The sequence below is a fragment of the Amycolatopsis sp. NPDC049688 genome (genome assembly GCF_040674975.1).
Lineage (GTDB): Bacteria > Actinomycetota > Actinomycetes > Mycobacteriales > Pseudonocardiaceae > Amycolatopsis.
Genome location: NZ_JBFANY010000016.1, coordinates 1 through 26,205, shown reverse-complemented (window position 1 = coordinate 26,205; position 26,205 = coordinate 1). Strand labels below are relative to the sequence as shown.

Sequence of the window (26,205 nt, the reverse complement as noted above, 5' to 3'; positions counted from 1 at the left end):
GTTCTGCGGCTTACGCGAGCAGCGTCCGCGGCGACGGGTCGTCGAGGAGAGCGGTGATCAGGTGCCGGTCGGGCCAGCGCCCGGCCGCCCAGGCGAACGCGCGCGCCAGGCCCTCGGACGTGTCGGCCGCGTGCAGCCGGTCGTCGGACCACCACTGGACGTCGTGCTCGGCGCCCTCGATGCGCACGGTGAGCGGGTCGTGCACCAGGACGCCGCCGTCGGGCAGCCGGATGCCGAGCTGGTCCGCGACCAGCTTCAGCGCGGGCAGCTCGGCCCAGGGCGCGTACTCGCCTTCGCTGGTCACCTCGGCAGGCGCGCCACTCGCGAGCGGCAGGTCGAGCAGGTCCGCGAGCCGCTCCGGATCCTCGGGGGCGACCACGTACTGACCGGGCTCGAGAGCCCCGGCGACCCACGGCACGTCCAGCACGAGTGCGTCGTCCACAACGGACCCGTCCGCGGCCCGCACGGCCCGCGGCGCCTCCGGCTCCATCCCGGACTCGACGACGGCGGCGTAGGCCCGCGTGGCCAGCCCGGGCGAAACCGTGCGCGCCGGATCGGCGAGCCGGTCGAGGAGGTCCGCCACCTCGTCCACATTGGACAGGTCGAGGTTCGCCCGCACGCCGGCGATCTCGAGCAGGTCTTCGTTCAGTCCGACGTCGGGGATCTCGTCGTACAGCCCGGCCAGATCGGCGTCCGGCAGCCGCCACTCGTTCGGCGCGGCGCCTTCGAGCACGGCGTACTGGGCGATCCACCAGGCCGCGTGTCCCAGCGGCGTGCGCAGGGCGTGCCAGGTGCCGGGCCGCGCGGCGAGCAGGCGCAGGGCCGCGGGCCAGGCGTCGTCGGCGACGAGATCGAGGTCCCGGATCGCGACGAGCGTGCTGGGCGGCTCGGGCAGCGAGTCCCACCAGGCTTCTTCGTCGGGCAGGTCGTGGTCGGGCTCGTGCGGTTCGTCGTCGACGACGACCGCGAACGAGTCGAGCACCCCGGCGGCTTCGAGTGTGCTTTGTGGCCAGTCCCCGGCGAAGTCTTCGTCGAGGACGTCGAGCGCCCCATCCTCCTCGAAGACCTCTTCGTCGAAGATGTCCAGCAGGGGCGACGCCGGAAGAACGAGCTCGTCGGCCCGGCGCCAGGTATCGGTGCCGGGCAGGGCAAGGGCACCGGCCCAGCGCGGGGCATCGTCCCCGCAGTCGGCGATCAGCCGCAGCACGGCCCCGGCGAGCGTCGTACCGTCCAAACCGGACCGGACATCTTCGACGCTGCGTTCGACGGCTTCCCGCAGCTGATCCGAGTTGAGCAGCTCCCGAGCATCGGCATGCTTGGCGCCCAACCGTTCCAGCAGCGGATGCGACGCCGCCGGGTGCACCAGCCGCAGCCCCGGAATGTCCACATCGGACAACAGTTCCAGCAGTTCGGTCGAGCCTTCCACCAGCAGGCTGCCCCGGGCCCCCGGCAGCGTCCGGCCGTCGGACAGCGGAACGGGCAGCCCGTCCAGCCGTTCCCCGGCCAGGGCGTGCGATTCGACGGCGATCGCCAGAGCCGCGTAGAGTTCCCGCCACCAGCCAGGATCTTTCGCCACGCCGGTCAGCGTTTCCAGCACCTCTTCGATACCGATCACCTGCGCCGACACGGCTTTCAGAGACTGCGCGGGGGCAGAGCCCTTCAGCAATCCGGGCACGAGGTCGGCGAGCAGCGCGGGCAGCCCGGGAACGTCGACGTCGAGCACCCGGGCCTGACGGCCGGAAACCTCGGCACCATCCTGAGTGGACAGCCACGGTTCACTGCTGAGGGTGGCGAGCACCTCGTCGCGCAACTTGGCATCCACAGTAGACTTCGGAAACCCGGGCCGGGGAACGAGCGCGAACCGATGCTCGGCCGGCAGGAGCCGGACAAGCCCCACGTACTCCTTGGCGGCCCGCTCAAGCGCCTCCGTCAGTTCGGCCCCGGGAAGCACCCGGCGGCGCGAAGGTTCGACGGGAACGGACGCGAGAAGCCGGGCGGGCAGCGAAAGCCCGTCATCGGTCGGGGTGGGCGCGCGCAGAACGTCTTCTTCGAGCGGCTCGGGCGTGCCGTCGTCCTTGACCGGGACGGCCCATACGACGTCACCCCGATGGACCAGCCAGCGCGTTTTTGTTACCGGTCCCCGGATTTCGACGACATCGCCATCGGCTCCCCGTGTCCAAACGCGACCGTCCACTTCGAACTCGGCCAGCCACGGCAGGGCGAGCAGCAGATCACCGGCATCCTCGGCGAGTTCATCCAGAAGCCGCGCCCCGTCGACGCCGTCCCGCAACGGAAGCCGCACCTCGGTATCGAAGCCGGCCGGAACCTCGGCGGGTGCGGGCCAGGGCAGCCGCAGAACGGGAACGTCACCATCGATACCGGCGGCTTCCCTGGTGCGCGCGGCGGAGAAGGCAACGCCGCCACTGGTGGAGAGGACGCGAGGTTCATCGGAAACGGTCCGCACGGCAGCGAAGCCGACACCGAACCGCCCGACGGTCCCCCCGGTCTTGCCGGAGGCCCGCAGCGAAGCGAGCGACGCGACACCGCGGGCGTCGAGCGGCGCGCCGGTGTTGGCGAACCTGAGTTCGGAGTCCACAAGAGACACCCGAACCCGCCCGGGAGCGCCCCCGGCCATGGCGGCATCGGCGGCATTCTGCGCAAGTTCGACGAAGAGCCGATCCCGGTAGGCTCCCACGCGCAGGTCACGCTCGACGTTGGTGTCCTCGATCAGCCGAGTGGGCGACTCCCGCCAGGAGCGCAGGGTGGTGTCCCGAAGCTGCGCGGTCCCGAAGGGATCTCCGGGAGCGGCGGCGAAGTCGCTCACCGGTCTTCGTCGAGCTGGGCCTGCGCTTCATCGGCAGGTCGGTCCCCCACGGACGCCGCCCCCGATTCGGCAAGCTCGGCAACCTCGGAGGAAACGGGATCAACTTCAGCCGCATCCGACTCAGCAGCCACAGGCGCGCCCGCATCGGCGACCTCGCCCCGGCTCGGCTCCGGAGCTGCCTCGACCTCGACGGCATCGGTCACCTCGGCCTGGGTCGGCTCGGCTTCCGCAGGCTCGGGCACCTCGGCCACCACCGGCTCCACCTCGACCGCATCCGTCACCTCAGCCTGCGCCGGCTCCGCTCCCGCAGGCGCCGGCACCTCAGCCACCACCGGCTCCCCCTCGACCGCATCCGTCACCTCAGCCTGCGCCGGCTCAGCATCCGCAGGCTCCGGCACTTCACCCGCAACCGGCTCAGCAACCACCGCCACGTCGGCCGGCTCCGCAGCCTCATCGGCCGCGGCTGGCTCGGCAATCTCATCGGCCGCCGCCGGAGCCGGCTCAACCGGCTCGCCCGCCACCGCATCCTCCGACCCGGCCTCGGCCGCAACCGGCTCCGCCACAACCGCCGGCTCGCCCACCGCAACCGGATCCGCGGCCTCCGCCACCACCGGCTCGGTCACTGCACCAGCCGGCTCAGCCTCAGCCGCCGGCTCGGTCTCAGCCGACGCCACCGCAGCCTCCGCCACGGCAGCCTCCGTCTCCGAGGCCCCCGGCTCCGCGATCTCCGGCTCAGCCTCCGCCGCAACCGGCTCCGAGGCTCCCTCCACCTGGACAGCATCGGTCACCTCGGCCTGGGTCGGCTCGGCCTCCGCAGGCTCGGGCACCTCAGCCGCAACCGGCTCGGCCACGGCCGACACCTCGGCAGCCTCATCGGCCACCGCCGGCTCGGCGACATCAGCCACCACCGGAGCCGCCGCCTCGACCGGCTCGGCCGCCACTGCCGACTCCGCATCCTCCGGCCCGGCCTCGACTCCAACCGGCTCCGCCACAACCTCCGGCTCACCCGCCGCAACCGGATCCGCGGCCTCCGCCACCATCGGCTCGGCCACCGCACCAACCGGCCCAGCCACCGCTGCTGACTCGGCCTCAGGCTCCGCAACCGGATCTGCGGCCTCCGCCACCATCGGCTCGGCCACCGCACCAACCGGCCCAGCCACCCCCGCCGACCCGGCCTCAGGCTCCGCCACCGAAGCCTCCGCAACCGGATCCGCGGTCTCCGCCACCAGCGGCTCGGCCTCCGCCACCACCGGCTCAGCCACCGCAGCCGACCCGGCCTCAGCCGACACCACCGCAGCCTCCGCCACGGCAGGCTCCGACTCCGCGACTTCCGGCTCAGCCACCGCCGCCGACTCGGCCTCAGCCGGCACCACCGCAGCCTCCACCACGGCAGCCTCAGCCTCCGGGGCCCCCGGCTCCGCGACCTCCGCCTCCGGGTCAGCCTCCGCGACCTCCGGCTCCACCTCCGCCGGCGACACGTCCGACTCCGCGATCCCCGTCTCGCCCTCCGCCGCGGCCGCCTCCACCACTTCCGGCGCCGGGGCGAAGTCCAGCAACGAATCGTCGTACACCAGCTCCGCCACCGGGACCGAGGACGTCACCTCGACCTCTACCTCCGAGTGGGCTCCGCAGCCGTACTCCACGTCCACCACGTGGCCGTCCGCCGGGGCTATGTCGTTGCTGCACACCCCGAACACTCCGCGCAGCGAACCCGCCAGCGGCACGAAGAACCCGCACGTCCCGCACACGTCCGGGGCGCTCCGGGCCATGTCCGACCGGGGGCCGAACTCGCCCGCGTGCCAGCGGGCCGCCGCTTCCGTGCGGCCGAACCGGGACAGCACGTGGACGCGGCCCAAGCCCACCTCGCGTGAGACCTCCTCCACCGCCGGGTCGTCCGACTGCAGATACGCCGGGGCCAGGCGGGGGTCGTTCTCGTCCGTCGGGAAGATGTCGCCCACGCCCAGGTCGCCCGCGCGGACGCGGCGCTCCCACGGCACCCACGCCGGGGCCACCAGCGCCGACGGGCCCGGGACCAGCACGACCTCGCTGACCGTCACCGGCTCGTCGTCGCCCGCCACGGCCACCGTCACCGACCAGCGCCAGCCGCCGTAGCCCGGGACCTGGGCCTCGAACAGGTGACTCGCCGTGACCGCGTCTTCGCGGGTGACCCCCACGTGCGCGCCGAGCTGCTCCTCGGGTGCGTCCTCCAGCACCGCAGCTCGCGCGAACTCCACCGCATCGGCGAGTTTGCGCTGCACGGAACCGTCGTCCAGGGTCAGCAGCAGAGTCATGCGGCCAATTGTGCCGCACGCATCCGCGGCGCCCGTGCCAGGCTGTTCATCGTGCGCACGCCGATCGTCACCGCCCTGCTGCTGGCCGCCGCGCTCGGCGGCTGCGCCGGTGCCCAAGAACAACCCGCCGGCCCGGAACGGCTCACCGTCCAGGTCCTCGGGACCCTCCCGCACGATCCCGCCGCCTTCACCGAAGGCCTTGAGTTCGCCGGCGACACCCTGTACGAGAGCACCGGGCTCGCCGGGCAATCCACGCTCACCGCCGGGCCGGCGGGCGGGCCGCCCAAAACCACCGCCACCCTGCCGTCACCGCTGTTCGGCGAGGGCGTCACCGTCCTCGGGCCGACGCTGTGGCAGCTCACCTGGCAGGACGGCTTCGCCATCGAACGCGACGCGCAGACCCTCGCCGAGCTGCGGCGCGTGCCCTTCCAGGGCGAAGGCTGGGGTCTCTGCCACCAGGCCGACGGGCGTCTCGTGATGAGCAACGGCTCCTCGCAGCTCACCTTCCGCGACCCGAAGACCTTCGCCGTCACCGGGAGCGTCGACGTCGGCCGCGACCAGCTCAACGAACTCGAGTGCGTCGGCGACGACGTCTACGCAAACGTTTGGCACACCGACACCGTCCTGCGGATCGACGCCGCCTCCGGGCGCATCACCGGAACGATCGACGCAGGTCAGCTGCGCGCGAAAGTGAACGCCACGGGCGCCGAAGACGTGCTCAACGGTATCGCCGCCGTTCCGGGCACCGGCGATTTCCTGCTCACCGGGAAGCAGTGGCCGGTCACGTTCCGGGTGAGGTTCGTCCCGGTACCGTCGTGAAAGCACGGATGAGCAGGCGGAACCGGCCGCCGATGAGGCAGGATTGACACGTGGCACTCTTCGGCTCCCGCTCCGACGGCACTCCGCCGGGTCAGCCGCGCGGCCGGAAGTCCAAGCGGCGCTGGACGCCGGAACCCGGCGCGGCGCAGGCCAGGGACTGGCGCGACGCGGCAGGCACCCAGCCGCCGCCCACCCGCGTCGCGCACCAGAGCGCGCCGCCGCCGACCCGGGTCCAACGGCCCGTCCAGCCGCCGCGCGGCGGGTTCCACGACGGCCGGGTGCCGAACGCCGACGAAGCACCCACCGCGGCCGCGCCGACGAACCACCGGCCGCCCCCGCGCGAGGCGCGGCCCTACGACCCGCACCGCACCGAGCCCGTGCGCCGCGAGCCGCCCGGCGGCTTCTACCAGGGCGAACGCCATCCCGGCAGCGGCGAGTACGAGCACTACGACACCGGCGGCTACGCGGGCGAACCGCGGCCGGAGCCGCCGCCGCGGGAGGAACCGCGGACGCCGGGCGGCACGCCGAAGCTGCCGAAGAAGATCACCGTCACGCGGGTGGCGGCGATGCGCAGCCGCCAGCTGACCGGCCAGGCCGTCGACGCCTTCCAGCGCGCGACGAAGGCCGACGGCGCCGAGAAGTCCGGTCTCACCTCGCTGACCTACGCCGTGATGCTGAACTACGCCAGCGACGCGGCGATGGCGATCGCGCTGGCCAACACGCTCTTCTTCGCCGCGACCAGCGGCGAGAGCAAGGGCAAGGTGGCGCTCTACCTGCTCATCACGATCGCGCCGTTCGCGCTGGTCGCGCCGGTGATCGGGCCGGCGCTGGACAAGGTGCAGCGCGGCAGGCGGCTGGCGATGTGCGCGTCTTCGGTCGGCCAGGGGCTGATGGCCGTCGTGATGGCGCTGCACTTCGACGACTGGCTGCTCTACCCGGCCGCGCTCGGGATGATGGTGCTGTCGAAGTCGTTCACGGTGCTCAAGGCGGCGGTGACCCCGCGGGTGCTGCCGTCGGAGATCACGCTCTCCAAGACGAACGCCCGGCTGACCACGTTCGGCCTGGTCGCGGCGGGCGTGTTCGGCGCGCTGGCCAGCGGCATCAACGCGATCAGCGGTTCGGCGGGCGCGCTGTGGTTCACCGCGCTCATCTGCGTCGCCGCGGCGGTGCAGTCGATGCGGATCCCGGCCTGGGTGGAGGCGACCGAGGGCGAGGTGCCGACGTCCCTCTCGGCGCACCCCAAGGAGAAGAAACGCCGTCAGCCGCTGGGGCGCCACATCGTCGTCGCGCTGTGGGGCAACGGCTCGGTGCGCGTGCTCACCGGCTTCCTCATGATGTTCGCCGCGTTCGCGGTCAAGGCCCAGACCGAGGGCAGCGGGCAGACGCCGTTCATGCAGCTGCTGCTGCTCGGCGTGATCGGCGCCGCGGCGGGCGCCGGTGGGTTCCTCGGCAACGCGCTGGGCTCGCGCCTGCACTTCGGCAGTCCCGATCAGGTGATCGTCGGCTGCGTGGCCGGCTGTGTTCTCGCCGCCCTGGTCGCGACGATCCTGCCCGGGCTGGCCACGGCCGCGATCGTCGGCCTGATCGGTGCCACCGCCAGCGCACTGGCCAAGATCAGTCTCGACGCCGTCATCCAGGAGGACCTGCCCGAGGAGTCACGCGCGTCGGCGTTCGGCCGCTCGGAGACCGTGCTGCAGCTGGCCTGGTGCCTCGGCGGGGCGGTCGGCCTGCTGCTGCCGCCGACGTACTGGATCGGCTTCCTGGTGATCACGGTCGTGCTGGCCGTCGGCCTCACCCAGACGTACCTGGTGCGCCGCGGCGGCTCGCTCGTGCCGGGCCTCGGCGGCGACCGGCCGCTGCGGCCGGAACCGACCGGCAGCTTCCCGGCCCAGGGCCTGCCCAGGGACTCCGCACCCCGCCGGTAGGCTCCGCGGCATGCGACGTTCCCGGGTGGTGGCCCTGCTTGCGGCCGGTGGGTTCGCGGTGGCCGGGTGCTCGGCCCCCGGCCCGGCCGAGGTCACCTTCTACGCCGACGGCCACACGATCAACACCACGCCGGTGCTCAGCTGCGACTACTCGCAGAAACTCGCGCAGCCGTGCAGCGCCAAGGGCGACACGCGGACGCTGAAGGTCCGCCCGGGCAAGCCGGTGCAGATCTCGGTGCCCGGCGAGGTCGCCGACGCGCCCTGGCAGATCGTCTACGAGTACGTCACCCCGCAGGGCGAGTACAAGCAGAGCGACCCGATCCCGTTCACGTCGCTCGACCGCTACGCCTACACGGTCACACCGCCTACGCCCGCCGACCGCATTTCCGCGGTGGACGTGCAGAAGTACACGGCCGTGCTCAACGCGAGCACCGGCGAGTCGGGCTTGCTGCCCAGCGACGTCTGGGGCCTGCGGCTGGAGGCTTAGGGGTCCAGGTCCCTCGCCACCGCGCGCAGGATCTCGCCGATCTGCTTGGTGTGCTTGCGGTCCGGGTAGCGGTTGCGCCGCAGGTCCGGCTGCACCTTGAGCTCCAGCAGCTTGATCATGTCCTCGATCAGGCCGTGCAGCTCCTCGGCGGGGCGGCGGCGCGCCTCGGCGACGGACGGCGGTGGGTCGAGCAGCCGGACGGAGAGCGCCTGCGGCCCGCGGCGGCCGTCGGCCACGCCGAATTCGAGCCGCTGCCCGGCCTTGAGCCCCTCGACGCCCTGCGGCAGCGCGGCCTTGCGGATGTAGACGTCGGCGCCACCGTCCTGCGTGACGAACCCGAACCCCTTCTCCGCGTCGTACCACTTGACCTTGCCGGTCGGCACTTCCCTCACCAGTCCTTCTGCTGTCCGCTCATGACTAACGCGCCCGGGGCGTACCCAGGGCGCGCTGGGTAAAGGGTATCTCGCCACACGCCCTGGGGAGAAGCCGATACCGCCGGATACCCTCTCCGTCATGAGTAAGGCGACGAAGGAGGCCGCCGTGGCCGCTCCCGGAAAACCGTTCCTGATGCGCGTCGGCATCGGGCTTTTCGGCCTCGGCATGCTCGCCGTGCTGGCGGTGTTCATCATGTTCGCCGCCGGCCTGGAGAACCTGCCGATCTGGCTGTCGGTCGCCGCCGGGGTCATCACGCCGCTGGGCCTGCTGCTCGGCTTGATCGCCCTGGTGATCGAGGCACGCGCCAAGAACTAGGACACCGCGGCGAACGTCTTCCCGAACCAGTCCGGGAACTCCGTCAGCGACTCGAACACCACCTCCGCCCCTTCGCTCAGCAGGAGCGCGCGATCGCACGGCCCGGTCGTGACGCCGACCGCGATCGCATTGGCGGCGAGGGCACCCCGGATGTCGCCCGCGTGATCTCCGACATACACGCGGGCGTCGTGGGCCAGGAGCGCCTCGGCCTTCTGCGTCGACCACAGCTCGCCGATGACTTCGTCGACGTCGAGCCCGAGCGCGTCGACGTGCAGCTGCGCGTTGGGCCCGTACTTCCCGGTGACGACCAGCGTGCGCCCGCCGGCGGCGTGCACCGCGCGGAGCGACTCGACCGCGCCCGGCAGCGCGACCGTGCTCGGGACGACCACTTCGGGATAGATCGCGCGGAACCGGTCGACGAGCCCCGGGATGCGTTCTTCGGGCGCCTCGAACCCGCGCAGGATGTCGTCCAGCGGCGGCCCGAGGTTGGCCGCGAACGCCTCGCCGTCCAGCGGCAGGCCGGATTCGGCACCCAGCGCGTTCATCGCCGCGGCCATCCCCGGCCGGGCGTCGATCAGTGTCATGTCGAGGTCGAACCCCACGGTGATGCCCACGACCGACACCGTAGCCGCCAGCACCGACAGTTTTACACGTCAACCGATCATGTACAGCGCCTTGACAGCGGAACGATCTGTGTCAAGGTGAGGGTGTGACCAGCTTCACCGAGCGGACGAAGGCGTCCCTGCGCGAAGCACTGCTCGACGCCGCCGCCGACCTGCTGCCGGACCGCGGCCACGCGGGCCTGCGGATGGCCGACGTCGCCGCGAAAGCCGGCGTGAGCAGGCAGACGGTCTACAACGAGTTCGGCAACAAGGCGGCGCTGACCCAGGCGGTGGCGCTGCGCACCGCGTCGGAGTTCCTCGACGGGATCCGGCAGCGGTTCGAAACGGCGGACGGGCTCCTGGCGGGCATCCACCACGCCGTCGTCTACACGATCGAGCACGCGCGGGAGAACCGCCTGGTCGCGGCGGCGCTCGGCACCGAGGCGGGCGAGGACCTGCTGCCCCTGCTCACGACGAAGGGCGAGCCGATCCTCACTGCGGCCGCCGACCTCGCCGCGGAGCAGTACCGGGAGTTCGAACCCGGGCTGTCCGCCGAAAGCGCGGCCCTGCTCGCGGAGACCGTCGTCCGGCTCTCCCTGTCGCACCTGGTGCTTCCCACGCACTCGGCGGCCGAGGCGGCCGACGCCGTCACCGCCGTCATGGCCCCCGCCATCCGCCAATTCGTCCACTGAATCTCTTTCGGAGTGACACGATGACCGACACGCTGCCGGAACTGCGGACCGGCTTCTCCTCCCTGCGCAAGGGCGGGCTGAACTGGGACTCGTTCCCGCTGCGCCTGTTCGTCAAGGGCAACAAGAAGTTCTGGAACCCGGCCGACATCGACTTCAGCCGCGAACGCGAAGGCTGGGACACGCTCAACGACGAGCAGAAGCGCAGCACGACGTACCTGGTCGCGCAGTTCATCGCCGGCGAGGAGGCCGTCACCGAGGACATCCAGCCGTTCATGCGCGCGATGTCGGCGACCGGCCGGTTCGGCGACGAGATGTACCTGACGCAGTTCTGCTTCGAGGAAGCCAAGCACACCGAGGTGTTCCGGCGCTGGATGGACGCGGTCGGGCTGACCGAGGACCTCCACCCGTTCGTCGCCGAAAACCCGCACTACCGCAAGCTGTTCTACGAAGAGCTGCCGCAGTCGCTGCGGGCGCTGGAGGACGATCCCAGCCCGCTGAACCAGATCCGCGCGAGCGTGACGTACAACCACGTGATCGAGGGCAGCCTGGCGCTGACGGGCTACTACTCGTGGCAGCTGATCTGCACCCAGCACGACATCCTGCCGGGCATGCAGGAACTGGTCCGCCGCATCGGCGACGACGAGCGCCGCCACATGGCCTGGGGCACGTTCACCTGCCGCCGGCACGTGGCCGCCGACGATTCCCTGTGGGACGCGGTGCAGCAGCGGATGGGCGAGCTGCTGCCGCACGCGCTGAACATGATCCAGTGGGTGCAGGACCAGTTCGAGGAACTGCCGTTCGACAACGACCCGCAGGAGATCGTCCAGTACGCGGCCGACCGCGCCCAGCGCCGCCTCGGCGCGATCGAGTCGGCGCGCGGGATGCCGGTGGAGCAGATCGACGTCGACTACTCGCCGGAGCAGCTAGAGGAGACCTTCGGAGAAGAGGACGCGAAGGCGATCGCGGAGGCGGCCGCAGCGGTCTCCTGACTTCAGGCGTGCTTGGTGGCGGCCGCGTTTTCCAGGCCCAGCAGGGTGATCGACTTCTCGCGCATCTCCACCTTGCGGACCTTCCCGGTCACCGTCATCGGGAACTCCTCGACGACGTGGACGTACCGCGGGATCTTGTAGTGCGCCAGTTTCCCGCTGCAGAACTCGCGCACGGCCTCCGCGGTCAACGGTGAAGCGCCCTCGCGCATCCGGATCCAGGCCATCAGCTCTTCGCCGTACTTCTCGTCCGGGACGCCGATCACCTGCGCGTCGAGGATGTCCGGGTGCGTGTAGAGGAACTCCTCGATCTCGCGCGGGTACAGGTTTTCGCCGCCGCGGATGACCATGTCCTTGATGCGGCCGGTGATGTTGAGGTAGCCGTCGGCGTCCATCACCGCCAGGTCGCCGGTGTGCATCCAGCGGGCCGCGTCGATCGCCTCGGCCGTCTTGTCCGGCTGCTCCCAGTACCCCAGCATCACCGAATACCCGCGCGTGCACAGCTCGCCCGGCTCGCCGCGCGGCACCGTCAGGCCGGTTTCCGGGTCGACGACCTTGACCTCCAGGTGCGGCCCGACCCGGCCGACCGTCGACACGCGGCGCTCGATCGAGTCGTCCGCGCGGGTCTGCGTCGACACCGGGGACGTCTCGGTCATGCCGTAGCAGATGGACACCTCGCTCATCCCCATCCGGTCGATGACCTGCTTCATCACCTCGACCGGGCACGGCGAGCCCGCCATGATCCCGGTGCGCAGCGACGACAGGTCGAACTCGCCGAAGTCCGGGTGGCTGAGCTCGGCGATGAACATCGTCGGCACGCCGTAGAGCGACGTGCACCGCTCGGCCGCGACGGCTTCGAGGGTGGCGCGGGGGTCGAACGCCGGGGCCGGGATGACCATGCAGGCGCCGTGGCTGGTGCAGGCCAGGTTGCCCATCACCATGCCGAAGCAGTGGTAGAAGGGCACCGGGATGCATACCCGGTCCTGTTCGGTGTAGCCGCAGAGCTCGCCGACGAAGTAGCCGTTGTTGAGGATGTTGTGGTGGGACAGGGTGGCGCCCTTGGGGAAGCCCGTGGTCCCGGACGTGTACTGGATGTTGATCGGGTCGTCGGCCGACAGCCCGGCCTGCAGGTGCGCCAGCTGCGCCGGGTCGCCGCCGCGGCCCGCGTCCAGCAGCGCCTGCCAGCCCTCGCCGCCCAGGATCACGACGTGCTCGAGCGCGGCGCACTTCTCGCGCACCTCGTCCACCATCGCCGGGTAGTCGGAGGTCTTGAACCTGTCCGAGGCGACCAGCAGCCGGATCCCCGCCTGGTTCAGCACGTACGCCAGCTCGTGCGACCGGTACGCCGGGTTGATGTTGACCAGGATGGCGCCGATCTTCGCCGTCGCGTACTGGAGGAACGTCCACTCCGCCCGGTTCGGCGACCAGATCCCGACCCGGTCGCCCTTGCCGATGCCCTGCGCGACCAGGCCCAGCGCCAGCGCGTCCACTTCGGCGGCCAGCTCGCGGTAGGTCCACCGGCCGCCGCCGGCCCGGTCGACCAGCGCGTCGCGGTCGCCGAACGCGGCCACCGTCCGGTCGAAGTTGTCGCCGATGGTGTCCCCGAGCAGCGGGACCTGCGACGTCCCCGAGGCGTAGCTCGGCAGGGCGGGCGCGTCAGGCATGGTGCCTCCTGAAGTCGGCGGTGACTGCCGCCGAGTCTAGGAAGCAGGTGCCTGATCAGCCAGCTCGGTGGCAGGATCATTCCTGGGAAAGGGGAGGGAATCCGATGCGGAGAATCCTGGCTTTGGTCACGGCGGTCCTGCTGTTGGCGGTGGCCGCACCGGCGTCGGCGGCGACGAAGGTGATCGTGCTGCCCGGCGCCACGTCCGCCGAGGGGATCACCGCCGCCGGCGGCGGCACCTACTACACCGGCGACCTCATCGCCGGCACGATCTTCCGCGAAAACCTCGGGCGCGGCACGGCCGAGCGCTTCATCGAGGCGCCGCCGGGCCAGATGGCCGCCGGGGTGGACTTCGACCGGCGCCACGACCTGCTGTTCGTCGCCGGCGCGATCGGCGGCAAGGCCTACGTCTACGACGTCCGCACCAAGGCGAAGGTCGCGGACTACACCTTCGGCGACCCGCAGACGTCCTACGTCAACGACGTGGTGGTGACCCCGCAGGGCGCGTGGTTCACCGACTCGTACCACCCGCAGCTGTTCTTCGTGCCGGTCGTGGGCGGCCGGCTCGGCACCCCGCGCACCCTGCCGCTGAGCGGGCCGGGGGCGGGCGGTTCGCCGGGCGACTTCTTCATGAACGACATCATCGCCACGCCGTCCGGCGACACCCTGCTCGTGGCCGCGACGACGCCGGGCAAGGTGTACACGATCGATCCGCGCACCGGGGTCAGCTCGGAGATCGCCGGCGTAAACGCACCCAGCGTGGTCAGCCTCGTGCTCGAAGGAAACCGGCTCTGGGCCGTGCAGCTCGACGACAAGATCACCCGGTGGTGTCTCGACGGCGATCTGAGCCACGGCACGGCTGACGGGACCATCACCGATCCGCTGTTCGACCAGCCGGTCTCGGCGATCAAGGTGGGCAACCGCCTCGCCGTCGTCAACTCCCACATTTACAGCGGCTACCCGCCCACCAGCCCGACGTACGAGGTCCTGGTCGTCGGCGCGTGAGTTGGTAGGGTCCGAAAGGACTTCGAGGGGGCGATCGATGGCCGGGTTCCGCGACGAGCTGACCCAGTTGCTGCAGGCGCGCTACCCGCTGCTCGTCGTCGAGACGCACGAAGAGCAGCGGGTGCTGCGAGAAATCCGTGCGGTCGCCGAAGACGCCAACCGGCTGCGGACGCCGCGTCGCGTGTACGTCTGGTCCTCCACCACCGGGCTCGCCCCGGCAGGCGGGCCGCCGATCAACGAAACGCGCGCTGCGTCCGCCGCGCTGGAGCGGGTCTACGGCTGGGGTGAGCCCGCCGTGTTCGTGTTCGCCGACCTGCACCCGTCGCTGGTCTCCGAGGGCGGGCACCGGCCCGATCCCGAGGTCGTGCGCCGGCTGCGCGAGCTCGCCGCCGCGTTCAAGACCCGGCCGGTGCCGCTGAGCGTGATCCTCGTGTCGCCGTCGCTGCCCGTGCCGCCGGAGCTGGAGCACGACGCCACCGTCGTCGATTTCCCACTGCCCGACCAGCGCCAGATCGGCGAGCTGCTGGACAGCATGGTCGCCGCGCACCGGCAGCACGTCCGGATCAGCATCGACCGCGCCGACCGCGACATGATCGTCGCCGCCGCGCGGGGCCTCACCCTGCCTGAAGCCGAGAACGCGTTCGCCAGGGCACTGGTCGAGGGCGGCGGCCTGGACCCGGGCGACCTGGAGCTGATCCTCGCCGAGAAGCGCCAGGCCGTGCGGCGGTCCGGGATGCTCGACATCGTGCCGGCGGAAACGAGCTTCGACGCCGTCGGCGGCCTCGACCGGCTCAAGCGCTGGCTCACCAAGCGCACCGGGACGTGGACACCGGCGGCGTCGGCGTACAACCTGGCGGCGCCGAAGGGCCTGCTGCTGACCGGTGTCCCCGGCTGCGGCAAAAGCCTGTCCGCGGTGTGCGTCGCGAACATGTGGCGGCTGCCGCTGCTGCGGCTGGACCTCGGCCGCGTCTTCGCCGGGCTGGTCGGTTCGAGCGAGAAGAACATCCGCACGGTCATCCGCACCGCCGAGGGCATCGCGCCGTGCGTGCTGTGGGTCGACGAGATCGAGAAGGGCCTCGCGGGCGCGGGCGGCGGTGGCGACGGCGGCACCGCGCGGCGCGTGTTCGGCACGTTCCTGTCGTGGATGCAGGAGAAGTCGGCGCCGGTGTTCGTGATGGCCACCGCGAACCAGGTCGGCTCGCTGCCGCCGGAGTTCCTGCGCAAGGGCCGGTTCGACGAGATCTTCTTCGTCGACCTGCCGTCGGCGCCCGAGCGCGCCGCGATCTGGCGGATCCACCTGCGCAAGCGCGTCACCGACCCGTTCGTCGCCGGCGAGCTGTCCATGGACGACGCGCTGTTCGCCGAGCTCGCCGACCTCAGCGCGGGTTACAGCGGCGCCGAAATCGAGCAGGCGGTGCTGTCCGGCCTGGTCGACGCGTTCGCCGAAAAGCGGCCGCTGCGCCGCGACGACCTCGTGCGGGCGGTGAAGTCGACCGTGCCGCTGTCGGTCACCCAGGCCGACGAGATCCTGGCCATCCGGAACTGGGCGGAGACGCGCGCTGTCGCGGCGACGGACACTTCGGTGCCCGCTCCGGAACCGGTTGTGCCGCCGCCTCCGGCGTCACCGAGTGGGAGGACGATCGACGTATGACGCACCGCGTGACCGTGACGATCGGCAAGGACGGCTCGATCAGCGCCGAGACGCACGGCGTGACCGGCTCGAAGTGCCTCGACTACATCCCGCTGCTGGAGGACCTGCTCGGCGCGGAGACGGTGACGTCGGAGTTCACCGAGGACTACCGGCGCACTTCCACCTCGGTGGACGACACCGCCGCGCAGCAGCAGTCGCAATGGAACTCCTGAACCTGCACCGGATCGTCGACGTCACCCTCGCCGAGGGGCCGGGCGTGCGGTGTGCCGTGTGGACGCAGGGGTGTTCGGTGCGCTGCCCGGGGTGTTTCAACCCGCAGACGTGGACGACCCGCGGCGGGTTTTCCCTGTCGTGGCGGGACTTGGCCGCGCGGGTGCTGGCGGTCGAGGGCATCGAAGGCGTCACGCTGCTCGGCGGCGAGCCCTTCGACCAGGTGGAGCCGTTGGGGCACTTCGCTTCCGCAGTCCGGTCTGCGGGGCTTTCGGTGATGACGTTCACCGGGCACGTGCTGGAGGACCTGCCGCCGTCCCGGTTGCTGGATTCGACGGATCTGCTGGTGGACGGGCCGTTTCTGGCCGACCGGCCGGAGCCGTCGCGGCCGTGGGTGGGGTCGTCGAACCAGCGGTTCCACTTCCTGAGCGACCGTTACGACGAGTCGATCTTCGCCACGCCGAATCGCCTCGAGCTGCGGATCGCCCCGGACGGCGGGATCGAGCTGAACGGGTTCGCCACCACCGAAGTACTCGAAGCGCTGCTCGAAGGGGATCACCGATGAGTGTCACGCTCAAGCTGCGCAGTGCGGCGCTGGCCCAGCTCGACGCGGCCACCCTCGCCGCGCATGCGCAGGCGCAGCCGGGTGTCGTCACGGTCCGGACGCGGATGCGCCACCGCGACCTGCTGGCCCGCGCGCTGACCGGCCTGCGCGCCCGGGTCACCGACGACGGCAACGCCGTCACGGCCGAGTGGGAGGGCAGGCGGATCACGTTCACCTACGGCGCCGAGGGCGTCCAGGTGGCGCACGTCGACGGCCCCGGCCTGGTGCCCGCCGAAGCGTCGCGGCTGGTCCTGTCGGTCGACGAGGCTTACGCGGCCGAGGTGCAGCGAGCGGTGCTGGCCCGGCTGAAGGACCGGGCGGCCCAGGCGGGCATGCGCGTCGAATCGGAGCGGGTCAACGCCGACCAGTCGATCAGCGTCACGCTGGCCGCCACGTCGTGACCGAGACCAGGGTCGGGCTGATCGAGTTCGGCAAGGCGATCCACGACTCGGTCACCCTCCCCGGCCTCGGCGAGCTGCCGGGCGGCCAGGTGAGCTCGGGCCGCGCGGTCCGCGGCGCCCGCGCGCGGCTGCTCCGGGGCGACCGGATCGTCCAGGACAACCTGCGGCTCGGGATCATGGTGCGGAAGAAGTTCTTCTCCAGCGATGTCGAGCCCGTGACGGACGCCGGGTTCCTGAAGGACGTGTTCGTCGCGACCGGGCGCCGGGACCTCGCCAAGGGCGACTCGCTGGAGCTGTACACCGACGACGAGGTGGGCCCGGACCTGAGCCGCCGGGAAGGGGTGGCGTCGGTGCTGGCGCCGGCGTTCGACGAGCTGACGGGCTTCCACGCGCAGGTGCGGGTCACCGACGGCGTCCTGCGGTCCGGGGCGCTGTGTGTCTTGGCGCGCGGCAGCCAGCCGGCGCGGGTCCTGGGGCTGTTCGGGCCTTCGGGGCCGCTCGATTCGCTGACGCGGGATCAGGTGGGCACGGTGTTGCTGGGCTTCCAGTGCGACACACCGCCGTTTCCGGGCGACACGCTGACCGCGTTCACGGCGCAGGACGCGCTGGAGCGGCGCGACGGGACAGCGGCGGTGCACGGCGTGAGCGACCTCGGCAACGGTGCGGTAGTGGCGGCGGTCGAGGTGCCGGAGGGGCGGCGGTCGGCGTTCACGGTGGGGGCGGGCGTCCGGGTGCTGCGGCCGATCGGCACGACGTTCAACGAGCGGTACACGGTGCTCCCACCCCGGCTGACGGTGCTTTCCCTGGCCCGGGACGGGATCGCGGTGCGCACGTCCGCGGGTGCGCGGGTGTTCACGATCGGCCTCGGCACGCGCGACCTGCGGCAGAACGACATGCTCGAGGCTTACGTCCCGGATGCACCACCACCGGCTCCCGCCCCGGTCGATGTCAACACGGCTCCGGCCGAGTCGCTGGCGGCCTTGGGTCTTTCGCCGGCGCAGGTGGCATCGGCGTTGGAGCAGCGCCGGCGTCAGGGCGGCTTCCCGGACGTGGAAGCCTTCGGAGTGGCGCTGGGCATGCAGCCACACGAGATCGTCCGCCTCCGCGGACGGGCGACGGCCGGCCGGGTGGAGACGCCGGATACGGGCGTCCGCCAGCTCGACATTTGACGGCGCGGGGTAGGGGTTCCGCTACGCTCGGGGACGTGCCGGAGGAATTTTCGCTGGGCCTGACGGAGGTCACCGCCGCGGTCCGCCGCACGGGCCTCCCGGCGAACTGGCACCCGTTCGAGATCCGCAGCCCGGGCCACACGCTGGAGGAGCACGAACGCATCCTGGCGGCGGCTTGGGACTCCCTGCGGGCGCGCGGCCTGGCGGGTCCGGAGAAGCTGGACATCGAGGTCGAGCAGACGTTGCGCGCGTGGACGCAGCCGGAGGTGCTGATCATCGTCCGGGCCGCGGAGGTGACGGACGACCGCCAGGTGTTTTATCGAGCCTCGATCGGCCACGGCCTGGGCGTGTTTTCGGAGCTGGCGGGCGAGGAGATCCTGTTCGCGCAGACCCGGCCGGACCGCCTGGCCGACCTGGTGGTCGGGATGCTCCCGCCGTACCGGCCGGTGCCCCTGGCGGAGCTGGCGTTCGTCGCACCCGGCACCCGCGAGGACACCGCCGCGGCCGCGGAGTTCTCATCGTGGCCATTGCACCGGTACGGCACGTTCGAGCTGTCCGTCCGAACCGGCCAGGGCCCCTTGCACCCGGCCGGAACGACAACGTTCATCGACAACGACGGCGGCCGTTTCCTGATGTTCTCGGAGCCGCTGCCGGGCGGCGAGTCCCGGGTCCGATTCACCCCTTCGGATGGTTCTCACCTGCGGACCTGGCTCCACGAGCGTGGCCGGAACCACTGACGCCACCGGTTCGTCACTAGTACAGTGCGAGGGAACCACGCAGGGTGGTGCCGAGACGACGGGGAGGGCGTCATGGGCGGTTCACAGTTCGGGGCCCCGGGGTCGTTCACACCCCCGGCCGCGGCCGGGGACGCCGGGTCGAACTTCCTGTCGGGGCTGCTCGACGGGCCGGTGGACTCGGAGGCCGCTCAGCGGGTCAGCACAGGTGGTAGCCATCTGAAGGCGCTGGCGGAGAGCGGCCAGTTCGCGGTGAACGAAGAAGGGTTCCAGGCTTACATCAAAGCTTGCGACTTCTTCATCGACGGTTTCGGCAAGATGCTCTTCGATGTCTACCGGTTGGCGAACCCGGCTCAAATGGGCGGCAGCGACTACGCCAAGGCTGTTGCCCAGTTCAACGTGCAGGTCGCCAACGGTGACCCGGAGTCGTTGATACCGAACCTCGAAAAGATGCGTGACGGTGTCCAGCAAGCTCGCGAAGCCATGGTGATCGCGCGCAAGAACTACCGGGAAACCGAGGACGCCCACAGCACGACGTTCGCCGAGTTGAACAAGGGGCTGCAGGAACATTGATCGCACGACGCGTTCCAGCCGCGTTCGCTGCCCTCGCTCTGGGTTTCGGACTCGTCGCCTGCACGAGCCAAGTCGGCGGTCAGGCAACCCCGAGCTCGTCAGTTCCTGCCACGGCCAGCCCGACTGCTGATCCGGGTAATCCCTTCGCCGGCTTGAACCCGTGCACGATGCTCGACCAGGCCCTCGCCGGGGAAGGGTTTCCCAAGGCCGAGCCGGCAGTCGCGGATCCGACGCACAGCTGCCGGACCAGCAAGCCAACCTCCGGCGACACGCCGGGGCAGGACGTCGGGCTGGTCCTGCAGGCCGGCGGGAACTACAAGGACAACGTCAACAACCCCGCCCAGGCCAGCGACGGGAAGGTGAACGGACGTCCGGCGGTCGAAGAGCAGGAGCCCCTGCACGTTGCCGGCCAATGCGCTGTCCGGTTCCAGGTGCGGGATTCGCGCGCCCTGCTGTCGATCAGCTTCGGATCGGACACGGCCGGCGCGTGCAAGAAGGTCGAGGACGTCGCTCCGAAAGTCGAGCCACTTCTGCCGAAGAACAACTGATACGGAGTCCTGCCATGAGTCAGCCGCACCGGGCGCAGCACCGCAAGTCCGAGGGTGACTACTACGCGGAAACCGCCCAGAAACTTCACGGCCACGGTGCCGACGGGCAACGGCTCACCCAGCAGGCTGCGTCGGACTACTCGGTCGCCCAGGGGAAGCTCCTACAAGAAGGGCAAACGCTCCGCAGCGGTGCGCCGGCGCCCAACGAGAACTACGCGAGCCAGCCGCACGAAGTGCTGTACGACATGGTTCACAAGAACCTCGACCTCGAAGATCTCAACGACCGCAGCCGGGTGGCCAATGTCTACGGCAACTGGCTCGCTGATGCGTCGAACCAGTTCCGTGACGCCGCGACCGCAGCGGGAGGTTCGTGGCAGGGGCCGGCGGCTGACCAGGCGAACACCTTTTTCCAGAGTACGGCCGGGCACACCGAACAAACCGGAAACGCGATGCAGCTGGCGTCCAACCACTACTCCCAGCAGTCGGCTGCCGCGCACTACGCCAAGACCAACATGCCCGAACCCACCGGGTTCGACCAGCAAGCCGAGATGGACAAGGCTCGGCAGCAGTACGAATCCGGCAACCTCATCGGGATGAACACCACCATGGCCGGCATCCAGGCCAAGCAGCAGCAGGCTGATGCCGCTCATCAGCAGGCCGTTCAAGTTCTTCAGAACCTCGACTCCACCTACCACGAAACCGCCAGCACCCAGCCCACCTACACCCCGCCTCCCCAGCTCGGGCAGGGGGACTCCACCTCCGTCAGCGGCTTCCACGGCACCAGCAGCACCAGCTTCACCGGCACCCCCACCATCGGCGGTACCGGCCCCAGCGGAACCGGACCCGGCGGCACCACCGGCACCTTCGTTCCCGGTGGACCTGGCGGAACCGGCGGCTTTGGCGGAACCGGAGGACCAGGCACAACGCCACCAAGCACCACCTACGTCCCCCCAGGCACCACCAGCGGCACCGGCACCTTCACCGGCAACACCAACTTCCGCCCCACCCCCGCCGCGAACACCTTCGGCCGCATGACGCCGGACGGGCTCGCCCTGCCCGGGACCACCACCGGTGGCACCTCCGGCAGCAGCAACGACCTCACCCGCAGCAAAGGCGCCGGACGCCCCGGCACCGGCTTCGCCGGGTCGCGAGTCTCCGGTAGCGCCGGCCTCAAGGAAACCCCAAGCGAAGGCGGCAAGACCGGCAGCAAAACCGGTGAACGCCTCGAGCGCGGAGCGACCGCCGCAGCCGCCGCCAAGGGGAAGGCGGGCAACCCCGGCGCCACCACCGCCGCCGGTGGCAAAAAGAAAGAAGACGACAAAGAACACAAGAACAAGTACGCCGTCGACGAGGATGTCTTCGAACTCAAGGCCGAACGCGGGCCCGACGGCGAAAAGGTCGTGAAGCCCACCATCGGGGAGACCACCTAAGGGACAGACCCGAGGGAAGCCGGAAAACCTCCGGCTACATTGGTGACATGCGCTTCTTCATCGTCGACGCCTTCACCGATCGCGCCTTCGCCGGGAACTCCGCCGGGGTCGTCCTGCTGGACGAACCCGCCGACGAGACCTGGATGCAGGCCGTCGCCGCCGAGATGAAGCACGCCGAGACCGCCTTCTTCGTCACCACGACGAAGTCGCTCCGGTGGTTCACGCCCGCCGTCGAGGTGGCCCTCTGCGGGCACGCCACCCTCGCCGTCACCCATGTTCTCGGCGGTGAGCAGACCTACGTCACCAAGAGCGGTGAACTGCGGGCCAGGGCCCACGCGGGCTGGGTCGAAATGGACTTCCCCTCCGACCCGCCGCAGCCGACCGACGACGACCTGTCCGAAATCCTGCCCGGCGTCGAGATCCTCTACACCGGCCGCGGCGTCGAGAACCTCTTCGCGGTCCTGCCAGACGCCGAAACGGTCAGAAACCTCGAACCGGACCTCGGCAAGCTCAAGCACACCTGGACCGGACGTCTCCTGGTGACCGCGAAAAACAACAAGAGCGGCAACGACTACGTCAGCCGCTTCTTCGCCCCCGGTGTCGGCATCGACGAAGACCCCGTCACCGGCTCCGCGCACTGCCTCCTGTCGCCCTACTGGTCCGAGCAGCTCCGGAAGGCCGAACTGACCGGCGAACAGGCGTCCAGCCGCGGCGGCACCGTGAAAACCCGGCAGGACGGCGACCGCGTCCACCTCGCCGGCCAGGCCGTCACCGTCCTGAGCGGGGAGCTGCACGTCTGATGCGCACCCTGCTGAACATCATCTGGCTCGTCCTGTGCGGCTTCTGGATGGCCGTCGGTTACCTGCTCGCCGGCGTCATCTGCTGCGTCCTCATCGTCACCATCCCGTTCGGGCTGGCTTCGTTCCGGATCGCGCGCTACGCCTTCTGGCCGTTCGGGCGCACCGTCGTCGACCGGCGGGACGCGGGCGTCGCCTCCTGCCTCGGCAACGTCGTCTGGTTCGTCTTCGCCGGGTGGTGGCTCGCCCTCGGGCACGTCTTCACCGGCATTGCCCTCTGCGTGACGATCGTCGGCATCCCGCTCGGCATCGCCAACTTCAAGATGATCCCCGTGTCGCTGGTGCCGCTCGGCAAGGAGATCGTCGAGATCGCCTAGGACTCCGGCTCGTACGGCAGCTGCACCACCAGGCACGGCCCGCCGACGAACAGGCCGCCGTCGACGCCCAGTGCCTTGCCGCCCGCGTACAGGAACGGGCCCTCGATCTGCGTCGGGTGGATCCCCAGCTGGTCCGCGATGACGCTGTGCCCGTGCACGATCCGGGACCCGCCGAGCTCGTCCATCAGCTTCTGCGCGTTCTCCTCGCCGTCCGGACCGCGGAACGCGTATCGCGTCGTCATGCGGCGCCAGACGTCCCACCACGCCTCGATGTCGCTGCCCTCGAGGATCTCGCGAGCCGCCTCGTTGATCTCGCCGACCGACGAGCCCCAGTCGAGGTACTCCAGCGTGTCCGAGTGCAGCAGCAGGTGGTCGGCGGCGACGGCGGCCAGCGGGCGCGCGGTCAGCCACTCGATGTGCTCCGGCGTCAGGCGGTCCTGGTCCGACAGGAGGCCGCCGTTGATCTCCCAGCTGCGGGCGAAGCTGCGCGGGCCGAAGTCGGACGGCACCGGCTCGTCGCCGAAGTGGTACATCCCCAGCGCCAGGATCTCGTGGTTGCCCAGCAGCGTCTGGACCTGGCCGCCGGCCTCGGCCGCCTGCGCTTCGAGCCGCATGACCAGGTCGATCGCGCCGACGCCGTCCGGGCCGCGGTCGACGAAGTCGCCCAGGAACCACAGCTGGTCCTCACCGCCGGACCAGTTGTCCTCCTCGTCGACCAGGCCTTCGGATCTCAGCGCGTCGGCGAGTTCGTCACGGTGCCCGTGGACGTCGCCGACCACGTACGTCGACTTGCTCATCCGGTGACGATAAGCCCTGCTTCCGCCCGGCTCGCGCTCAGCCTTCGCCGAACGGGTCCAGGGTCCGCCCGATCAGGTCAGCGATCGAGTCGATCACCAGTGTGGGCCGGTACGGATAGCGTTCGGCCGACTCCCGGGTGGAGATGCCGGTGAGCACCAGGATGGTCTGCAGCCCGGCCTCGATGCCCGAGTGCACGTCGGTGTCCATCCGGTCGCCGATCATCAGCGTCGACTCCGAATGCGCGCCGAGCCGGCGCAGCGCCGAGCGCATCATCAGCGGGTTCGGCTTGCCGACGTAGTACGGCGAGCGGCCGGTGGCCTTCTCGATCAGCGCCGCGACGGACCCGGTGGCGGGCATCGAGCCCTCCAGGCTCGGGCCGGTCGCGTCGGGGTTCGTCGCGATGAACTTCGCGCCGCCCTCGATCAGCCGGATCGCGCGCGTGATCGCGCTGAAGCTGTACGTGCGCGTCTCGCCCAGCACGACGTAGTCGGGGTCGCGCTCGGTCAGCACGTAGCCGACCTCGTGCAGCGCCGTCGTCAGGCCGGCTTCGCCGATGACGTACGCCGAGCCGTTCGGCCGCTGCGACGAGAGGAACTTCGCGGTCGCCAGCGCCGAGGTCCAGATGGACTCCTCGGGGATGTCGAGCCCGGTGCGCTCCAGGCGCGCCCGCAGGTCGCGCGGGGTGTAGATCGAGTTGTTCGTCAGCACCAGGAAGTCGATGCCGTTCGCCTTCAGCTCGGCGAGGAACTCGTCGGCCCCCGGGACGAGGTGCTCCTCCTTCACCAGGACGCCGTCCATGTCGGAGAGGTACGTCCACCGGCGTTCGTTCATGTGCGGAACCTATCACGCGCGCGAGACACCTGCGGTCCACGCCGAAAACGGGTACCGTAGGAATTGCCGGTAGCGCGCGGGGAGTCGTGTTGCCGGTCACCGAGGGGGTTCGGGGGAATACTTTTCGACGTCGACGGCGTGCGCGCCGCCGCGCGATTCTTCCTGCCCCCGCACCGAAGGGGGAAACAAATGACCGAAATCATCGAGCGCCCGGCGGCCGCCGGGCCGATCACCGCGCCGAACTGGGGGCTCACCAAGTTCCTCGACCCGCTGCGCATTCCGCCGGTGCTCCGGCCCCGCGGCCGGGAAACGATCACCATTCCGATGGTCGTGCAGCGGCAGCGGCTGCACTCGGAATTGCCCGAAAGTACGCTGTGGACGTACGCCGGGCATTTCCCGGGTCCGACGATCGAAGTGCGCAGCGGCAAGCAGCTGCGGATTTCGTGGTCGAACGAAATCGACGGCGAGTTCCCGCTGGCCGCGGTTCAGGGGCCGATCACCGACGGGCCGGCGAGCCGGCCGGGCCGCGACCTGGACCGGCCGGGCTACTCGATCATCGAAGGCGTCGCCGACCTGCCGTCGTGGACGGTCGTCCACCTCCACGGCGCCCGCACCAACGCCGGCAACGACGGCTGGGCGCACAACGCGGGGCTCAAGGGGACGTCGCAGCTGGCGGAGTACCAGAACCAGCAGCAGGCGATGCCGCTGTGGTATCACGACCACGCCATGGCGATCACGCGCTTCAACGTCCACACCGGTCTCACGGGCATGTACCTGGTCCGCGACGACGAGGAGGACGCGCTCGGCCTGCCGCACGGCGACCACGAAATCCCGCTGATCATCACCGACCGGAACCTCGACACCGACCCGGCGACCCAGGAGCTCACCGGGCAGCTGCTGTTCAAGGTCCCGGCCCTGCCGAACGGCACGCTGATCCCGTTCACCGGGCCGTTCAACCTGGTCAACGGCGTGATCTGGCCGCACTTGGACGTCGACGCCCGGTGGTACCGCTTCCGGCTGCTCAACGCGGCGAACTCGCGGTTCTACACGCTCAACCTGGTCGACGAGAACAACGTGCCGGTCAACGACGCCGTCCGCCTGATCGGCACCGACGGCGGCCTGCTGCCCGCCCCCGCCGAGCTGCCGAAGGGCGGCCTGACCGTGGCCCCCGCCGAGCGGTTCGACGTGCTGATCGACTTCAGCCGCTTCAAGGGCCGGAAGCTGAAGCTGCGCAACGCCGACCCGCAGCTGGGCAGCATCGAACCGGACCTCATGGAGTTCCGGGTGGACGACCGGGCGAAGCACGACCCGTTCAAGCTCCCGGCGAAGTTGTCGACGTCGTACGTCCGGCTGCAGCACGGCACGACGCTGCCGGAGGACCACGACCACGTCTGGGTCGCGCTGCTGCTCAACGCCGCGGGCCACCCGGAGATGTGGGACCTCCAGCAGGTCGACGCCGACCCGGGCGGCCCGGGGATCATCCAGATCGAGGACCCGAACGGCGGGCTGAAGACGTTCCGGGTGAACGGGCGGCTCTTCGACGACACCACCGGGATCTTCATCGACCACGACCGGTGGGCGGTGTGGAACCTGGTGCACGTGGCGAACGGCGGGCCGGCGCACCCGATCCACGTCCACCTGACGGAGTTCCAGGCCCTGTTCCGGCGCAGCTTCACCACGACGTTCGACCAGGCCACCGAGCGGACGACGGCGCCGATCAGCGGCTTCGGCGACATCCCGCTGGAGAAGTACGAGGAGGGCTGGAAGGACACGATCATCGTGCGGCCCGGCCAGTGGGTGAGCGTCGCCGGCCAGTTCGGCGGGGGCACCGGCGAGTTCATGTTCCACTGCCACATCCTCGACCACGAGGACGAGGGCATGATGCGGCCGTTCGTCGTGCACCCGCCCGAGGTGGCGAAGTTCCACGTCCACCCGGGCGGCGGCCACCACCACGACGCCGCCCGAGCCGCCGGTCGTGAGTGGTTAGGCGCGGGATAAACCCCCCGAACACACACCAAGCCCCCGGCCGGGGGGGCGC

Annotated in this window: 26 protein-coding genes; 19 read left to right on the top strand and 7 right to left on the bottom strand. The window is 70.6% G+C overall.

Translation table 11 applies throughout. The annotated features are described in order from the left end of the window. Positions 1-10: 10 nt before the first annotated feature. Complete coding sequence (locus AB0J55_RS35880; RefSeq protein ID WP_364259037.1) at positions 11-2,824, bottom strand: molecular chaperone Hsp90; 2,814 nt, start codon at positions 2,822-2,824, stop codon at positions 11-13. Further along, positions 2,821-5,115, bottom strand: a complete 2,295-nt coding sequence (locus AB0J55_RS35875) for a DUF3027 domain-containing protein (protein ID WP_364259034.1) — start codon at positions 5,113-5,115, stop codon at positions 2,821-2,823. Before AB0J55_RS35875 ends, AB0J55_RS35880 begins: the two co-directional genes overlap by 4 nt. A 51-nt stretch (positions 5,116-5,166) precedes the next feature. Between AB0J55_RS35875 and AB0J55_RS35870 the strand changes: the two genes are divergently transcribed. Genes AB0J55_RS35870 through AB0J55_RS35860 form a run of 3 tightly spaced genes read left to right on the top strand, consistent with a single transcriptional unit; the run spans position 5,167 to position 8,346 of the window. Then, positions 5,167-5,934, top strand: coding sequence for a glutaminyl-peptide cyclotransferase (locus tag AB0J55_RS35870; protein ID WP_364259031.1), 768 nt, complete (start codon positions 5,167-5,169; stop codon positions 5,932-5,934). Positions 5,935-5,984: 50 nt separating this feature from the next. After that, on the top strand, positions 5,985-7,859 hold the full coding sequence (locus AB0J55_RS35865; RefSeq protein ID WP_364259028.1) for an MFS transporter: 1,875 nt from the start codon (positions 5,985-5,987) through the stop codon (positions 7,857-7,859). Positions 7,860-7,869: 10 nt separating this feature from the next. After that, positions 7,870-8,346 (top strand): DUF2771 family protein, encoded by a 477-nt coding sequence (locus tag AB0J55_RS35860; protein ID WP_364259025.1) that lies wholly within the window; start codon positions 7,870-7,872, stop codon positions 8,344-8,346. Here the strand turns inward: AB0J55_RS35860 and AB0J55_RS35855 are convergent. Continuing rightward, a complete protein-coding gene (locus AB0J55_RS35855; protein ID WP_004559993.1) occupies positions 8,343-8,729 on the bottom strand; it encodes a cold-shock protein in 387 nt (128 codons plus the stop codon). The two genes, AB0J55_RS35860 and AB0J55_RS35855, sit on opposite strands and share 4 nt — an antisense overlap. 130 nt (positions 8,730-8,859) lie before the next feature. Between AB0J55_RS35855 and AB0J55_RS35850 the strand changes: the two genes are divergently transcribed. Then, a complete protein-coding gene (locus AB0J55_RS35850) occupies positions 8,860-9,096 on the top strand; it encodes a hypothetical protein (protein WP_354823406.1) in 237 nt (78 codons plus the stop codon). On the opposite strand, the gene AB0J55_RS35845 is transcribed toward AB0J55_RS35850, so the two are convergent. Then, complete coding sequence (locus tag AB0J55_RS35845) at positions 9,093-9,710, bottom strand: HAD family hydrolase (protein WP_364259022.1); 618 nt, start codon at positions 9,708-9,710, stop codon at positions 9,093-9,095. The two genes, AB0J55_RS35850 and AB0J55_RS35845, sit on opposite strands and share 4 nt — an antisense overlap. A gap of 95 nt (positions 9,711-9,805) precedes the next feature. Between AB0J55_RS35845 and AB0J55_RS35840 the strand changes: the two genes are divergently transcribed. Then, on the top strand, positions 9,806-10,390 hold the full coding sequence (locus AB0J55_RS35840) for a TetR family transcriptional regulator (protein WP_364259019.1): 585 nt from the start codon (positions 9,806-9,808) through the stop codon (positions 10,388-10,390). A gap of 20 nt (positions 10,391-10,410) precedes the next feature. After that, positions 10,411-11,379, top strand: coding sequence for a R2-like ligand-binding oxidase (locus AB0J55_RS35835; RefSeq protein ID WP_364259016.1), 969 nt, complete (start codon positions 10,411-10,413; stop codon positions 11,377-11,379). Positions 11,380-11,381: 2 nt separating this feature from the next. On the opposite strand, the gene AB0J55_RS35830 is transcribed toward AB0J55_RS35835, so the two are convergent. Next, complete coding sequence (locus tag AB0J55_RS35830) at positions 11,382-13,040, bottom strand: AMP-binding protein (protein WP_364259013.1); 1,659 nt, start codon at positions 13,038-13,040, stop codon at positions 11,382-11,384. 104 nt (positions 13,041-13,144) lie between these two features. On the opposite strand from AB0J55_RS35830, the gene AB0J55_RS35825 reads away from it, so the two are divergent. The 12 genes from AB0J55_RS35825 to AB0J55_RS35770 all read left to right on the top strand — a co-directional run bounded on the left by AB0J55_RS35825 (position 13,145) and on the right by AB0J55_RS35770 (position 22,538). Then, positions 13,145-14,044 carry a hypothetical protein gene (locus AB0J55_RS35825; protein ID WP_364259010.1) on the top strand — a complete coding sequence of 300 codons (900 nt, stop codon included), beginning with the start codon at positions 13,145-13,147 and terminating at the stop codon, positions 14,042-14,044. Between the two features lie 37 nt (positions 14,045-14,081). Then, on the top strand, positions 14,082-15,695 hold the full coding sequence (locus AB0J55_RS35820; protein WP_364259007.1) for an AAA family ATPase: 1,614 nt from the start codon (positions 14,082-14,084) through the stop codon (positions 15,693-15,695). Continuing rightward, complete coding sequence (locus tag AB0J55_RS35815; RefSeq protein WP_364259005.1) at positions 15,692-15,907, top strand: DUF2997 domain-containing protein; 216 nt, start codon at positions 15,692-15,694, stop codon at positions 15,905-15,907. The genes AB0J55_RS35820 and AB0J55_RS35815 overlap by 4 nt, the downstream gene beginning before the upstream one ends. After that, positions 15,895-16,470: a 4Fe-4S single cluster domain-containing protein gene (locus tag AB0J55_RS35810; protein ID WP_364259002.1), complete on the top strand. Its 576-nt coding sequence runs from the start codon at positions 15,895-15,897 to the stop codon at positions 16,468-16,470. Before AB0J55_RS35815 ends, AB0J55_RS35810 begins: the two co-directional genes overlap by 13 nt. Continuing rightward, positions 16,467-16,910, top strand: a complete 444-nt coding sequence (locus AB0J55_RS35805; protein ID WP_364258999.1) for a hypothetical protein — start codon at positions 16,467-16,469, stop codon at positions 16,908-16,910. Before AB0J55_RS35810 ends, AB0J55_RS35805 begins: the two co-directional genes overlap by 4 nt. Further along, the gene (locus tag AB0J55_RS35800; protein ID WP_364258996.1) at positions 16,907-18,079 is read left to right on the top strand and encodes a type II secretion system protein GspK; all 1,173 of its coding nucleotides are present in this window, start codon (positions 16,907-16,909) and stop codon (positions 18,077-18,079) included. The genes AB0J55_RS35805 and AB0J55_RS35800 overlap by 4 nt, the downstream gene beginning before the upstream one ends. A 35-nt stretch (positions 18,080-18,114) precedes the next feature. After that, entirely contained in the window at positions 18,115-18,816 is a 702-nt protein-coding gene (locus AB0J55_RS35795; protein WP_364258993.1) for an ESX secretion-associated protein EspG, read from the top strand. A gap of 72 nt (positions 18,817-18,888) precedes the next feature. Then, complete coding sequence (locus AB0J55_RS35790) at positions 18,889-19,386, top strand: hypothetical protein (RefSeq protein WP_364258990.1); 498 nt, start codon at positions 18,889-18,891, stop codon at positions 19,384-19,386. Further along, positions 19,383-19,934 carry a DUF3558 family protein gene (locus AB0J55_RS35785; RefSeq protein WP_364258987.1) on the top strand — a complete coding sequence of 184 codons (552 nt, stop codon included), beginning with the start codon at positions 19,383-19,385 and terminating at the stop codon, positions 19,932-19,934. The genes AB0J55_RS35790 and AB0J55_RS35785 overlap by 4 nt, the downstream gene beginning before the upstream one ends. Before the next feature lie 14 nt (positions 19,935-19,948). After that, complete coding sequence (locus AB0J55_RS35780) at positions 19,949-21,364, top strand: hypothetical protein (RefSeq protein WP_364258984.1); 1,416 nt, start codon at positions 19,949-19,951, stop codon at positions 21,362-21,364. Between the two features lie 47 nt (positions 21,365-21,411). After that, positions 21,412-22,164: a PhzF family phenazine biosynthesis protein gene (locus tag AB0J55_RS35775; RefSeq protein ID WP_364258981.1), complete on the top strand. Its 753-nt coding sequence runs from the start codon at positions 21,412-21,414 to the stop codon at positions 22,162-22,164. Then, positions 22,164-22,538, top strand: coding sequence for a YccF domain-containing protein (locus tag AB0J55_RS35770; RefSeq protein WP_364258978.1), 375 nt, complete (start codon positions 22,164-22,166; stop codon positions 22,536-22,538). Before AB0J55_RS35775 ends, AB0J55_RS35770 begins: the two co-directional genes overlap by 1 nt. Here AB0J55_RS35770 and AB0J55_RS35765 read toward each other — a convergent pair. After that, on the bottom strand, positions 22,535-23,335 hold the full coding sequence (locus tag AB0J55_RS35765) for a metallophosphoesterase family protein (protein ID WP_364258975.1): 801 nt from the start codon (positions 23,333-23,335) through the stop codon (positions 22,535-22,537). The two genes, AB0J55_RS35770 and AB0J55_RS35765, sit on opposite strands and share 4 nt — an antisense overlap. 37 nt (positions 23,336-23,372) lie before the next feature. Continuing rightward, on the bottom strand, positions 23,373-24,167 hold the full coding sequence (locus AB0J55_RS35760; RefSeq protein WP_364258972.1) for an HAD-IIA family hydrolase: 795 nt from the start codon (positions 24,165-24,167) through the stop codon (positions 23,373-23,375). Positions 24,168-24,356: 189 nt separating this feature from the next. Between AB0J55_RS35760 and AB0J55_RS35755 the strand changes: the two genes are divergently transcribed. Continuing rightward, positions 24,357-26,165: a multicopper oxidase domain-containing protein gene (locus AB0J55_RS35755; protein WP_364258969.1), complete on the top strand. Its 1,809-nt coding sequence runs from the start codon at positions 24,357-24,359 to the stop codon at positions 26,163-26,165. Positions 26,166-26,205 lie beyond the last annotated feature (40 nt).